The following is a 13,921-nucleotide window of genomic DNA, read 5'->3' as shown; positions in this document are numbered from 1 at the left end:
CAAGCTGGTGTTAAAGCCTGATGATATGGACGACGACGATGACGACGAAGACGGCGAAGCTGATAGTGGTGATGAAGCCGAAAGCGAGTCTCAGAGTGATGACGACGAAGACGATGATGAAGAATAATCAGCTTTGTATTTTAAATTTAGCTTTGTGAGTATCAGAGCTCTGGAGATAATCATATCTCCAGAGTCAAAGATTTTTTCTGAAGATTAGAAAAAAGAATCTCAAAAAGAAAGGGTTTTATTCTGGTAATTTTATTAATAAGCAATAGTAACTGCAAAATTTTTGCGAAAAGATTAGCTTTTAATAAAATTGTTCTGAAGTAAATCAGCGCTAATCAAAAAATAACTCTGATTAATGACTGAATTTTGTTCATCAGTTAACAACTCTCTTACTATAGTGCTTCAACTTATAGAAGGGCTTTCACTGTGGCAGAAGAGTCACAAAATAAATTAGTTTATGCTGGAAAACTCGGATATAGTTTTCGTCGGCATTTGCATGAAAGATTTATAGAAATTTTTTTGTTCCTATCAGCAATTCTTTCGATTGCAATAATGCTTGCAATCATTGCAATGCTTCTGAAGGAATCTATTGTTTTTTTTCGACAGGTATCAATCTGGGAGTTTCTAACCGATACACAGTGGACACCATTATTTGATGATGCTCATTATGGGATACTGCCACTGATCTCTGGAACCATGGTAAGTTCTATGATTGCTTTATTGGTCGCGCTTCCTATGGGCACCATTATTGCTATATATCTCTCCGAATTTGCGCCATTTACTGTGCGCGAAATTGCTAAACCATTCCTTGAATTGCTAGGGGGTGTACCAACAGTTGTGTACGGATACTTTGCATTATTATTTGTAACTCCATTATTACAGACAATTTTTCCTGAACTGCCAGGTTTTAATTTACTATCTGCTGGATTGGTGATGGGAATAATGATTATCCCGTATGTAAGTTCAATGACCGAAGATGCTATGCGAGCAGTTCCAATGAATCTGAGAGAAGGTTCATACGCCATGGGCGCTACACGTTATCAAACAGCCATTCGCGTAGTAATGCCGGCTGCATTTTCTGGTATAGCTGCTGCTTATATTTTGGGTATATCACGTGCTGTTGGAGAAACAATGGTAGTAGCCATTGCCGCCGGAATGCAGCCAAATCTAACATGGAATCCAATGGAACCAGCGGCAACTATCACGGCCTATATTGTGCAAGTTAGTCTGGGTGACTTACCGCATGGAAGTATTGGTTATCAGACCATATTCGCTGCTGGTTTGACTTTGTTATTAATAACGCTTGTATTCAATATCATCGGACATTTGTTACGCAAACGATATCGGGAAATTTATTGATGTCAGAATCGATTTTAATACAAGCAATTTTGCTGATGTAAAATAATAAAACAGTCTTTTAAGATGTTTGCTTATGGAAGCATGCAATGAGAAGTATAAAAAGCCTCGAAGAGATCAGAAGAATCATTATCCTTCATAAAAGGTGGGATATGATTTTTATGATAACTGGTGTTATAGCGTTAATGATAGCAATATTGACATTTATGGCATTATTTGCACATATGTTAATCAATGGTATGCCCCGTTTATCCTGGGAGTTTTTTACATCATTTCCATCAAGGCATCCTGAATCCGCTGGGATTTTGTCTGCTTGGGTTGGAACTACTTTAGTTATGCTCGTAACGGCAATTGCCGCGGTGCCATTGGGAATAGGATCGGGTATATATTTGGAAGAATACGCGCCTAAAAATTTTCTGACAGAGATCATTGAGATTAATGTCACCAATTTGGCGGGTGTTCCTTCAATCATTTATGGTTTGCTTGCATTAGGATTGTTTGTATATCAATTCGGCTTTGGACAAAGTATTTTGGCAGCGGGACTCGCATTAGCTCTATTAATCCTGCCGGTTGTAATTGTGGCCACTCGTGAGGCGATACGTTCGATTCCTATTACAATACGAGAAGGGGCATATGCATTGGGCGCAACCAAGTGGCAGACGGTGTCGGATCATATATTGCCTTACTCTTCAGCGGGGATCCTAACAGGAATTATTATCGGTTTGGCGCGGGCAATTGGTGAAACTGCACCAATTATAACTATTGGAGCATTGACGTTTATTGCTTTCTTACCTCCTTCTCCAGTAAAAAATGAATTCCCCTATATATCATTTGAATGGCTCACAGCCCCTTTTACCGTGATGCCGATTCAAATGTTTAATTGGGTGTCACGACCCGAGGAAGCATTTCAGTTGAACGCAGCCGCAGCAGGGTTAGTCTTAGTAGTTATGACTCTAGCTATGAATGGTCTGGCAATTTACTTACGTTATAGAATGCGTAAAAATATTAAGTGGTAAGGGAATAATGCAGATAGATCATAAACAAATTGCAGAATCTGCTCAATATAAATCTGAAGTGAAAAACCTCAGCTTTTTCTATGGAGAGTTTAATGCACTAAAAAATATTAACATGGTATTGCACGATAAAAAAATTACAGCATTAATTGGCCCATCCGGCTGCGGTAAATCGACATTCTTACGATGCTTTAATCGCATGCATGATTTGTATCCGGGTAATCGATATGAAGGTGAAATAATTTTGCATCCCGATGATGTGAATATTTTAGCATCTAATGTCGATCCGATCGAAGTGCGAATGAGAATAAGTATGGTGTTCCAAAAACCCAACCCTTTTCCTAAATCGATTTATGAAAATGTGGCTTATGGATTGCGTGTAAGGGGAATTAAGCAGCGAGCGCTTCTAGATGAGAAAGTGGAAGTGGCTTTGCGCAATTCGGCTTTGTGGGATGAAGTGAAAGATCGTTTGCATAATCTCGCTTTTAATCTTTCAGGGGGGCAGCAACAAAGACTTTGCATAGCTCGTGCACTAGCAACAGATCCTGAGATTTTGCTATTTGATGAGCCGACTTCTGCGCTTGATCCAATAGCGACGGCTAGCATTGAAGAATTGATTACCGACTTAAAGACTAAAGTTGCTATACTTATAGTTACTCATAATATGCAGCAAGCTGCACGAGTATCGGACTACACTGCTTACATGTATTTGGGTGAGTTAATTGAATTTAATGTGACGGATACTATATTTATTAAACCTAAAAACAAACAGACCGAGGATTATATAACTGGCCGCTTTGGTTAATTGCTGTAATTCAAGAAGCATCTGTTCGTGCATCTTAGAAGATGCCTATGAAACTTTTTTGATTCTCTTTCATATTTATTAAGACCAATGAGATAAGGATTTTGGTTACGAAATTGAGAGAGACGTATTAGCTGGATTAGCGGAAGCAATATGGAACAAAAGTTGCCTCTGCTTTAACGTTGTTGTCAGCGCTGACGTGAATATGTTCGATGCACGTGCTGCGGATATGACCATTATTATGCCATTACCACTCGAATATCCACGGAATTCAATCAATGCCATAGCAAGACTTCACTGACGAGAGGCACATTATTTCTCTCTCGGGCAGTTGGCCACTGATCAAGTGGTTCTGAGCGATTTACCTGATTGCATCGGATAAGTAGGCTACCTGACATTGCGTTTGTCCAAACAAAGCAACAAGGTATCATGTGTTACAGCTAGTAAGAGCTTGCTACGCAAACTCCGTGTTGCGATGAGGCATCGGATTAGTGTAGAACGCAACATATGAATTGATGAAATTGATGTTGAGCTGATTGGAGGGCGCATACAAGGGAAAGCGAGCGGGCGAAGTGGCGAGAGAAAACTTCGGTCTTAGTGGAAGTTGAGATCAAGGAGAAACGCTCTAGCTTTTTGCCATGGAAAGCTTAATCAGATATCACTGATGAAGTGCAATTGACTTGGTACAGAATCAAGGGTAGCATCGACCATTTTGGGAAGTTGGAGCTAGAAGTAAAATGCGTAAAAAGATGGTTGCTGGTAACTGGAAGATGTACGGTAATTTACTAGAAAATAAACAGCTACTCGCTGCATTAGTTGCTGAGCTAAATGGGGTGCGTGAAGATGTCATTGTTGTTTGTGTGCCTTATGTCTACCTCCCGTCAACACAAAACGAATTACAGAATACGACAATAGCTTGGGGCGCTCAGAACGTAAGTCAATATGAGAAGGGGGCGTATACTGGCGAAATCTCAGCATCTATGTTGAGTGATTTTCAGTGCAAATATGTTATTGTAGGGCATTCAGAGAGAAGAATGCTGTTTGGTGAAGACAATGATGTTGTTGCGGAAAAATATGTAGCAGCCCAACGTGCCGGCATAACGCCAATTTTATGTGTTGGAGAGACTCTGGAACAGCGCGAAGCGAAGATAACTGAGCAAGTCATTGAGCAGCAGTTAATGTCGGTGATTAATGTGGCAGGGATTGAGTCGCTAAGTAAAGCAGTCATTGCTTATGAACCGGTGTGGGCCATTGGTACAGGTAAGACAGCGTCGCCAGAACAGGCGCAAGAGGTTCATGCATTTATAAGAGCAGGTGTGGCTAAACAGAATTTAGGAGTGGCTAATCAGTTGATTATTCTTTACGGCGGTAGTGTTAAAGCAAATAATGCTCCACAGCTATTTGCCATGCCTGATATTGATGGAGGCTTAATTGGAGGTGCTTCACTGATAGCGAGCGAATTTATAACAATTTGTCGCGCGTCTCGTCATTAAAATTTTTGGAGTATAACGTTGGAAATATTGGTTTGGACCGCACATGTTTCGTTAGCGATTCTATTAATAGTTTTGGTATTATTACAGCATGGTAAAGGCGCAGATATGGGGGCTGCATTTGGTGGTGGGTCAGCAGGCAGTTTGTTTGGGGCTAGCGGCTCAGCTACTTTTTTAAGCCGCGCTACAAGTTTTGTTGCTGCGATGTTTTTTGTCACGACATTAAGCTTAACCTATTTCTCCATGAATCAAACTGCGAGTGAAAGTGTAATGAGTGTCATGGATGATACTGTGGAATCTGAAAATGCTGCAGCGGCAGGCTTGGATGAAACATCTGCTTCAGAACGTGCAAATAACATACCTGAGGTAGAAAACAACTCGATAGTTAACAAAATACCTGAGTAGTTTCTGCGATAAAATTGGCGTAGAAATCTAAAATGAGATAGTGTGCATGGTTTTGCTGCCGACGTGGTGGAATTGGTAGACACGCCGTCTTGAGGGGGCGGTGGCGAAAGCTGTGCGAGTTCGAGTCTCGCCGTCGGCACCATATGTGATTTTAATATTTTATTCTCTATAAATTCTGGCGTATTAATTTAAGATGCTTGAAAACTATTTTTCAATTCTATTATTTCTAATTGTTGGCTTTCTAGTTGGGGTTGTGCCAATGCTTTGTGGTTGGTTGCTAGCACCAAACAATCCTGATAGTGAAAAACTTTCACCTTATGAGTGTGGATTTGAGGCGTTTGAAGATGCGCGGATGAAGTTTGATGTGCGATACTATTTGGTAGCGATATTGTTTATTTTGTTTGATTTGGAAATTGCTTTTCTTTTTCCATGGGCAATCGTGTTGGATGAAATTGGGTTGTTTGGATTTGTTGCTATGATGATTTTTCTAAGCATCTTGGTGGTGGGGTTTATTTACGAATGGATGAAAGGTGCTTTAGAGTGGGATTAATGCTATGAGTATAGAAGGAACACTTGAAAAGGGATTTGTTACCACTAGCTTGGATTCGATTATTAACTGGGGGCGGACTGGGTCAATGTGGCCAATGACATTTGGATTGGCATGTTGTGCGGTTGAAATGATGGAAACAGGAGCTTCTCGTTATGATCTTGACCGTTTTGGAATAGTATTTAGACCAAGCCCACGCCAATCAGACGTCATGATTGTTGCTGGAACGTTGTGTAACAAAATGGCACCTGCCTTACGTAAAGTTTATGATCAAATGGCTGAACCCCGGTGGGTAATATCGATGGGGTCATGTGCGAATGGCGGTGGCTATTATCATTATTCTTACTCGGTAGTTCGTGGGTGTGACCGTATAGTTCCAGTTGATATTTATGTGCCAGGTTGTCCGCCAACAGCAGAGGCTTTATTGTATGGCATCATTCAGCTACAGAATAAAATTAATCGCACTAACACAATCGCACGCTAAATTATTAGAATGTCTACTATTCAACAAGAAGGTCTTGCTGCAGCATTACGCAATTCATTAGAGATAAAATTAGTCAATTTGCAAGTACAGCAGAATGAGCTGACCATCGTAGTGAATGCCGAGGATATCAGAGCTGTAAGTAAAATATTGCGTGATGATTCAGCGCTTAGGTTCGATACATTGATTGATTTGTGTGGGATAGATTATTCAACTTATGGCGATCAATTATCAGCTAAATACGAGCTTAGAAATAAGCGCTTTGCAGTAATTTATCATTTGCTCTCGGTGGAGAAAAATCAAAGGTTACGTGTCCGAGTCCTAGCTGAAAATAATGAGTTTCCTGTGGTGCATTCGGTAACCGAAATATGGCCTGCTGCTAATTGGTTTGAGCGAGAGGCATTTGATCTCTATGGCATAGTTTTTGCCGATCATCCTGATTTGCGTCGTATTTTGACTGATTATGGGTTTATCGGAAATCCGTTCCGTAAGGATTTCCCGATAACTGGTCATGTCGAGATGCGATATGATGAACAGCAAAGGCGGGTGATTTATCAACCTGTTAGTATCGAGCCGCGAGAAATAACGCCGCTCGTAATACGTGAAGAACACTATGGGGATAGTGAATTCTGATGATCGCCGCATGATTGTGTTTATTAAAAGAAATTAAAAGAAGTAACTTATGGCTGAGATACGTAATTACACTATGAATTTTGGACCGCAACACCCGGCAGCTCATGGCGTGCTAAGGTTGGTTCTAGAATTAGATGGGGAAGTTGTTCGGCGTGCAGATCCGCATATCGGTTTGTTGCATCGTGCGACTGAGAAATTGGCAGAGAATAAAACATATCTTCAATCAGTTCCCTATATGGATCGGTTAGATTATGTCTCTATGATGGTGAACGAGCATGCTTATGTCATGGCTATAGAGAAACTGCTTCGCATTGAGGTGCCCATTAGAGCGCAATATATACGTGTAATGTTTGATGAAATTACTCGGATTCTAAATCACTTGCTCTGGATTGGTGCCCATGCACTTGATGTTGGTGCTATGACAATGTTTTTATATGCTTTTCGCGAAAGAGAAGATTTGATGGATTGCTACGAAGCAGTATCAGGCGCTAGAATGCATGCTGCTTATTACCGTCCAGGTGGGGTGTATCGCGATTTGCCGGATTCAATGCCTAAGTACCAATCTTCACAAATCCACAGCGAAAAGCAAACTCGCGTACGGAATGAAAATAGGGAAGGTTCTTTATTAGATTTTATTGAAGATTTTACCAATCGTTTTCCAACCTATGTTGATGAATATGAGACTTTGCTAACGGATAATAGGATTTGGAAGCAACGTTTGGTTGATATTGGTGTTGTTTCTCCTGAACGTGCCAAGGCGTTGGGATTTACTGGGCCAATGTTGCGTGGATCAGGCGTGGAATGGGATTTAAGGAAGAAACAACCCTATGAGGTCTACGATCGTCTTGATTTTGACATACCAATCGGCGTTAATGGAGATTGTTACGATCGATATTTGGTGCGGATGGAAGAATTTCGTCAGTCAAATCACATAATAAAGCAATGTATCGATTGGTTGCGTAATAATCCGGGGCCGGTTATTACTGACAACCATAAAGTTGCACCGCCGTCTCGTGTAGAAATGAAACAAAACATGGAAGAAATGATTCATCATTTCAAGTTGTTTTCAGAGGGTTTTCATGTGCCGCCGGGTGAGGCTTATGTTGCAGTCGAGCATCCTAAAGGAGAGTTTGGTATTTATCTGGTATCTAATGGAGCCAATAAACCATATCGACTGAAGATTCGTGCTCCTGGTTTTGCACATCTGGCTGCTTTGGATGAAATGTCCAGAGGACACATGATTTCTGATGTGGTTGCTATTATTGGTACGCAAGATATAGTATTTGGTGAGATAGATAGATAACGATGTTAAGTGCTGAATCTCTTAAAAGAATAGATCGTGAGATCGCTAAATATCCGACTGACAGGAAACAATCAGCTGTCATGTCAGCGCTTGCAATTGCGCAAGAGGAAAAAGGCTGGTTGGCCAATGAAACAATGAATTTTGTTGCTGAATATTTGGGTATGCCACCAATCGCGGTTTATGAGGTAGCTACTTTTTATAATATGTATAATCTAGAGCAGATAGGTAAGTACAAAATTACGATATGTACTAATTTGCCTTGTGCTTTATCAGGAAGTAATGATAGTGCAACATATCTAAAAGAAAAATTAGGTATTGAATTCAATCAAACAACACCAGATGGGAAATATACCCTAAAGGAGGGCGAGTGTTTCGGCGCCTGTGGAGATGCACCAGTTTTATTAGTGAATAATAAACGCATGTGTAGTTTTATGTCTAAAGAAATGATCGATAAATTGCTGGAGGAACTGAGCGAATGAATCGGTACCCGCAGACGTTAATGAATGGAGTAGAGCCATCTGATCCTGAAAATTGGCGTATCAAGAGTTATGAACAACGCGAAGGATATGCGGCTCTAAGAAAAATACTAAAAAATAAAATAACTCCTGAAGAAGTCATAGAAGAAGTAAAGAAATCAGCGCTTCGTGGACGCGGGGGAGCGGGCTTTCCTACAGGTTTGAAATGGAGTTTCATGCCTAAAGGATATGAGGGTGATAAATATATCGTTTGCAATTCAGACGAAGGCGAACCAGGAACTTTTAAAGATCGGGATATTATGCGCTATAACCCGCATATTCTGATTGAAGGTATGATAATAGCGGCATACGCGATGGGAGTGAAAGCGGGATATAACTATATCCACGGAGAGATATGGGAAACTTATGAACGTATGGAAGAAGCTGTTGAGGAAGCGCGCGCAGCAGGTTATCTTGGAGATAATATTCTAGGTTCATCGGTTAACTTTCAACTGTATAATCATCATGGATTTGGTGCTTATATCTGCGGAGAGGAGACGGCATTGCTCGAATCCCTAGAAGGCAAGAAAGGTCAGCCACGTTTTAAACCCCCTTTCCCAGCTAATTATGGGCTTTATGGTAAGCCAACCACAATTAACAATACAGAAACATTTGCTTCAGTTCCTTGGATAATTCGTAACGGCGGAGAGAAATATTTGCAACTTGGCAAGCCTAATAATGGTGGCACAAAAATATTTTCAGTATCAGGCCATGTAAACAAGCCAGGGAATTATGAAATACCGCTTGGCACATCTTTTGCAAAGTTATTGGAATTAGCTGGAGGCATGCGTGGAGGGCGAAAGCTGAAAGGATGTATCCCCGGTGGATCATCAATGCCTGTATTGCCTGGTGAGATCATGATGCAAACCGATATGGACTACGATTCTATTGCTAAAGCTGGATCAATGCTTGGTTCAGGTGCTGTTATCATCATGGATGAGACAACATGTATGGTAAGAGCACTGGAGCGCCTGTCCTATTTTTACTATGAGGAATCCTGCGGGCAATGTACACCGTGCCGGGAAGGAACCGGATGGCTTTATCGTATTATCAATCGCATTGAGCATGGTAAGGGCAGACCTGAAGATCTTGATCTGCTTGATAATATCGCTGATAACATACAAGGGCGAACCATTTGCGCTCTGGGTGATGCAGCAGCCATGCCTGTGCGTGCAATGATTCAACATTTCCGGGACGAGTTTGTTCACCATATACAACATAAAAAATGTATGGTCTGATTATTAAAAGAGTAATAATCAGACCACGTCAATTCAATTATCCGTGATTAACTCAAGAATTATAACCGATGGTCAATATAGAAATCGACGGTAAGCAAGTATCTGTATCCAAGGGAAGCACCATCATGGATGGTGCAAAACAAATTGGTATTTATATTCCACATTTCTGTTATCACAAGAAATTATCCATTGCTGCCAATTGCCGTATGTGTCTGGTGCAAGTAGAAAAAGCGCCCAAACCGTTGCCAGCTTGCGCAACACCAGTAATGGATGGAATGAAGGTATACACTCATTCACAGCAAGCTGTAGCTGCACAAAAAGGAGTGATGGAGTTTCTGTTAATTAATCATCCACTGGATTGTCCTATTTGTGATCAAGGCGGTGAATGCCAATTACAAGATCTTGCTGTAGGATACGGTTCGAGTGGATCAAGGTATTCGGAAGCAAAACGGGTCGTTGTTAACAAGAATTTGGGGCCATTAATATCAACAGATATGACGCGATGTATACACTGTACACGTTGTGTTCGCTTTGGTCAGGAAATTGCCGGGATTATGGAGCTTGGTATGGCTGGGCGTGGTGAGCATGCAGAAATACTTGCTTTTGTCGGTAAAACAGTGGATTCTGAATTATCGGGCAATGTAATTGATCTTTGTCCGGTTGGTGCATTGGTCAGTAAGCCATTTCGATATTCGGCTCGTACTTGGGAATTATCACGAAGGAAATCAGTTAGTCCGCACTGTGGTCTAGGATCGAATCTTGTCGTGCAAGTTAAACAAAATCGTGTGATGCGTGTACTTCCTCGAGAGAATGAGGAAATTAATGAGTGCTGGTTGTCTGATAAAGATCGATTCTCATATGAAGGATTGAATTCTGAAGACAGATTGATCCACCCCATGATCAAGCGTAATGGTGAGTGGTTTGAATGTGATTGGCAGGAAGCGCTAGAAATTACAGCCAACGCTCTTCAAGCAATAAAGAATCAATATGGAGCTAATAAAGTTGCCGCATTAGGGTCTGCGCATAGCACCACGGAAGAGCTTTATTTATTGCAAAAATTGTTACGAGGTTTTGGTAGTAATAATATTGATCATCGCCTACGTCAATCCGATTTTAGTGCAGACATGAAAATGCAGGGTGTACCTTGGCTGGGAACTAGTATTGCAGATATTTCGCAATTAAAGTCAGCTTTAATTATCGGCAGTACGCTACGTAAAGATCATCCTCTTATAGCGCAACGTTTGCGACAGGCTGCAAAGAATGGGATGCAATTAAATATCGTAAACCCAGTAGATGATGATCTGTTAGTTAATGTTGCAAGCAAAATAATTGTTGTGCCGAGCTTAATGATCAAAGCCTTGGCTGAGATTCTAAAAGCTGTAGTTGAAATAAAGGGAATTGAACAGACGGAAGAGTTACAACGAGCCATTAATTCATTAGGTGCTTCGAACACGACCAGTGCCTTCGCTATTGCGTCTAGCTTGATTGAAAACACACCGGCTGCAATTTATTTAGGAAATATTGCGCAGCATCACCCTGATTATGCTAAGTTAAACTGGCTTACAGGGTTGATTGCTAAAATGAGTGGCGCAAGTTATGGTGTACTGGGTGAAGCTTCCAATAGCGTAGGCGCCTTTCTTGCCGGTGCGATACCGAGAGTGAGTGCTGCAACTTCGGGGTTATCAATCACGGAAAGATCGAATCAATTGGAATTCGGATTGAACGCTGCGCAACTATTGGGATTTGAAAATGAACTTACAGATGAAAAAAGCAAGGCATTTATATTAATGAACGTGGAACCGGAATATGATTCCTACAATTCTCAACAAGCACTAGAAACGATTAAAGCAAGTGAATTTGTTGTGTCATTAAGTGCCTACCAAGGAAATGCTAAAAATTATGCCGATGTAATACTACCAATTACGCCATTTACTGAAACATCTGGCACTTATGTTAATACAGAAGGAAGAGTGCAGAGTTTTAATGGAGTGGTTTCACCATTAGGTGAAGCTAGGCCTGCATGGAAGGTATTGCGTGTGCTGGCAAATTTATTGTCGCTGGAAAAATTCGATTATGAAACGACAGAGCAGATACGTGCGGAAATTTTTCCTGATGAATTTGAGATTTGTCGATATCTGAATAATAATTTAGAAAATTTTGAAACTGCCATTTCGATAGTAGAGAAAGAAGGTATTGAGCGTATTGGGGAAGTGCCGATTTATCAAGCAGACCCGATTGTTCGTAGAGCCGAATCTTTACAAGCTACACATGATGCTGAACTCCCGAAGGCTTGGATGTCGGCTGGAATATTGGAGAATTTAGGTATTGTTCCAGGCGATAAAATAAAAGTTAGACAGGGGGAAGGACTCGTGCAACTTGAAGCAGCCCTAGATGAAAAATTGCCTCCTAATTGTGTTCGCATTGCATGCGCGCACCCCAAAACAGCAGCGCTAGGCGCTTTGTTTGGTGAAGTAAAAATAGAGAAATTGTGATGGCAAAGGTTGGAGTTTATTAATGGAGAATATTCAACAACAGTTTGTGGAAATATTGGGTGCGGAGTGGGGAGTCATGATGTTCTCGTTAGCCACAAATTTGACATTTATCTTTGCCATTGTTGTTCCATTACTATTAGGCGTAGCTTATCTTACCTTTGCCGAGCGTAAGATAATTGCGTATATGCAAATTCGCGTGGGGCCCAATAGAGTGACTTTCTTTGGTATACCTTGGTTACGCGGTTGGGGACAACCGATTGCTGATGCTGTAAAAGCAATCATGAAGGAAATTATAATTCCAACTAGTGCAAATAAATTTCTTTTTATTCTGGCGCCGATACTAACAATAATGCCGGCATTAGCTGCTTGGGCTGTAATTCCTTTTTCACCAGAACTCGTGCTTGCGGATATCAACGCCGGATTACTTTATATTCTGGCAATGACATCCATGGGCATATACGGCATCATTATCGCGGGATGGGCATCGAATTCAAAATACGCTTTCATTGGAGCCATGCGTTCAGCAGCTCAAGTAGTTTCGTATGAGCTGGCAATGGGGTTTGCATTAGTATGTGTCCTGATGATGTCACAAAGTCTAAACCTAGGTGATATTGTAAGTGGTCAGCAAGGAAACAGTTTCTTAAACTGGTATTTGATCCCGCTTTTTCCGATGTTCCTGGTATATTTGATTTCAGGTGTAGCCGAAACAAATCGTGCACCTTTTGATGTCGCTGAAGGTGAGTCAGAAATTGTTGCAGGTTTTCATGTGGATTATTCAGGCATGGCATTTACCGTGTTTTTTCTGGCTGAATATTCCAATATGATTTTGGTTGCAACTCTAACTGCTATCATGTTTTTGGGTGGTTGGTTGCCACCGATTGATATTGCGCCATTTACGCTGATACCTGGCTTTATCTGGTTGTTGTTAAAGATTGCATTTATTTTGTTCTTTTTTCTTTGGTTTCGTGCGACATTTCCACGCTATCGCTATGATCAGATTATGAGATTGGGTTGGAAAGTATTTATTCCTATAACCCTTGTGTGGATCGTTTTATTAGGCTCAATAATGCAATTGCCAGAATCAGTTCGAAATGTGTTTCCGCTAAATATCTGGTTTTAAATAGGGAAATAAAATGAATCGTATCAAAAATTTTTTTAGTACCTTTTTATTATTTGAATTATTGAAAGGTATGAAAGTTACTGGGAAATATCTTTTTAAACCAAAGATAACCGTTCATTATCCAGAAGAAAAAACTCCTCAATCACCACGTTTTCGAGGTTTACATGCGCTACGTCGTTATCCAAACGGAGAAGAGCGATGTATAGCTTGCAAATTATGTGAGGCTGTTTGTCCGGCGTTGGCAATAACTATCGAATCAGAACAGCGTGCAGATGGAACGCGGCGGACGACACGCTATGATATCGATTTGAGTAAATGCATTTTTTGTGGTTTTTGTGAAGAATCCTGTCCCGTCGATTCAATTGTTGAAACGCGTATACTAGAGTATCACTGTGAAAAGAGAGAGGACTTTATATATACAAAAGAAATGCTATTAGCAGTGGGAGATCGATATGAAGAACAAATTGCTAAGGACCGTGAAGCCGATGCACCCTATCGGTGAATCTTGCTGGTAAATACA

14 protein-coding genes and 1 tRNA gene are annotated in these 13,921 nt (G+C 40.9%); all 15 read left to right on the top strand.

Annotation, left to right across the window (positions count from 1 at the left end; all coding sequences use genetic code 11):
• Positions 1-432 precede the first annotated feature (432 nt).
• The 15 genes from pstC (at position 433) to nuoI (ending at position 13,903) form a co-directional block, all read left to right on the top strand.
• Positions 433-1,365, top strand: coding sequence for a phosphate ABC transporter permease subunit PstC (gene pstC / locus C7H79_RS11885; RefSeq protein WP_106707474.1), 933 nt, complete (start codon positions 433-435; stop codon positions 1,363-1,365).
• 86 nt (positions 1,366-1,451) lie between these two features.
• Positions 1,452-2,378, top strand: coding sequence for a phosphate ABC transporter permease PstA (pstA, locus tag C7H79_RS11880; RefSeq protein ID WP_106707473.1), 927 nt, complete (start codon positions 1,452-1,454; stop codon positions 2,376-2,378).
• Between the two features lie 7 nt (positions 2,379-2,385).
• The gene (pstB, locus tag C7H79_RS11875; protein ID WP_106707472.1) at positions 2,386-3,180 is read left to right on the top strand and encodes a phosphate ABC transporter ATP-binding protein PstB; all 795 of its coding nucleotides are present in this window, start codon (positions 2,386-2,388) and stop codon (positions 3,178-3,180) included.
• 734 nt (positions 3,181-3,914) lie between these two features.
• Positions 3,915-4,670 carry a triose-phosphate isomerase gene (gene tpiA, locus C7H79_RS11870; RefSeq protein ID WP_106707471.1) on the top strand — a complete coding sequence of 252 codons (756 nt, stop codon included), beginning with the start codon at positions 3,915-3,917 and terminating at the stop codon, positions 4,668-4,670.
• An 18-nt stretch (positions 4,671-4,688) separates the two neighbouring features.
• Positions 4,689-5,072 (top strand): preprotein translocase subunit SecG, encoded by a 384-nt coding sequence (gene secG, locus C7H79_RS11865; protein WP_106707470.1) that lies wholly within the window; start codon positions 4,689-4,691, stop codon positions 5,070-5,072.
• Between the two features lie 57 nt (positions 5,073-5,129).
• Positions 5,130-5,214 (top strand) — tRNA-Leu (locus tag C7H79_RS11860).
• Positions 5,215-5,265: 51 nt separating this feature from the next.
• The gene (locus C7H79_RS11855; RefSeq protein ID WP_106707469.1) at positions 5,266-5,622 is read left to right on the top strand and encodes an NADH-quinone oxidoreductase subunit A; all 357 of its coding nucleotides are present in this window, start codon (positions 5,266-5,268) and stop codon (positions 5,620-5,622) included.
• A 4-nt stretch (positions 5,623-5,626) separates the two neighbouring features.
• The gene (locus C7H79_RS11850) at positions 5,627-6,103 is read left to right on the top strand and encodes a NuoB/complex I 20 kDa subunit family protein (RefSeq protein WP_090319159.1); all 477 of its coding nucleotides are present in this window, start codon (positions 5,627-5,629) and stop codon (positions 6,101-6,103) included.
• 9 nt (positions 6,104-6,112) lie between these two features.
• Positions 6,113-6,733 carry an NADH-quinone oxidoreductase subunit C gene (locus C7H79_RS11845; protein ID WP_106707468.1) on the top strand — a complete coding sequence of 207 codons (621 nt, stop codon included), beginning with the start codon at positions 6,113-6,115 and terminating at the stop codon, positions 6,731-6,733.
• A 49-nt stretch (positions 6,734-6,782) separates the two neighbouring features.
• Positions 6,783-8,036: an NADH-quinone oxidoreductase subunit D gene (locus C7H79_RS11840; RefSeq protein ID WP_106707467.1), complete on the top strand. Its 1,254-nt coding sequence runs from the start codon at positions 6,783-6,785 to the stop codon at positions 8,034-8,036.
• A 2-nt stretch (positions 8,037-8,038) separates the two neighbouring features.
• Complete coding sequence (nuoE, locus tag C7H79_RS11835) at positions 8,039-8,515, top strand: NADH-quinone oxidoreductase subunit NuoE (protein ID WP_106707466.1); 477 nt, start codon at positions 8,039-8,041, stop codon at positions 8,513-8,515.
• On the top strand, positions 8,512-9,789 hold the full coding sequence (nuoF, locus tag C7H79_RS11830) for an NADH-quinone oxidoreductase subunit NuoF (RefSeq protein ID WP_106707465.1): 1,278 nt from the start codon (positions 8,512-8,514) through the stop codon (positions 9,787-9,789). Before nuoE ends, nuoF begins: the two co-directional genes overlap by 4 nt.
• 68 nt (positions 9,790-9,857) lie before the next feature.
• A complete protein-coding gene (gene nuoG / locus C7H79_RS11825) occupies positions 9,858-12,281 on the top strand; it encodes an NADH-quinone oxidoreductase subunit NuoG (RefSeq protein WP_106707464.1) in 2,424 nt (807 codons plus the stop codon).
• Between the two features lie 22 nt (positions 12,282-12,303).
• Complete coding sequence (gene nuoH, locus C7H79_RS11820) at positions 12,304-13,401, top strand: NADH-quinone oxidoreductase subunit NuoH (protein ID WP_106707463.1); 1,098 nt, start codon at positions 12,304-12,306, stop codon at positions 13,399-13,401.
• A gap of 13 nt (positions 13,402-13,414) precedes the next feature.
• Positions 13,415-13,903 carry an NADH-quinone oxidoreductase subunit NuoI gene (nuoI, locus tag C7H79_RS11815; RefSeq protein ID WP_106707462.1) on the top strand — a complete coding sequence of 163 codons (489 nt, stop codon included), beginning with the start codon at positions 13,415-13,417 and terminating at the stop codon, positions 13,901-13,903.
• The last annotated feature ends 18 nt before the right edge of the window (positions 13,904-13,921 follow it).

The sequence above is a fragment of the Nitrosomonas supralitoralis genome (assembly GCF_003011925.2).
In the GTDB taxonomy this organism is placed as follows: Bacteria; Pseudomonadota; Gammaproteobacteria; order Burkholderiales; family Nitrosomonadaceae; genus Nitrosomonas; species Nitrosomonas supralitoralis.
This window is presented reverse-complemented; position numbering and strand designations above follow the sequence as displayed.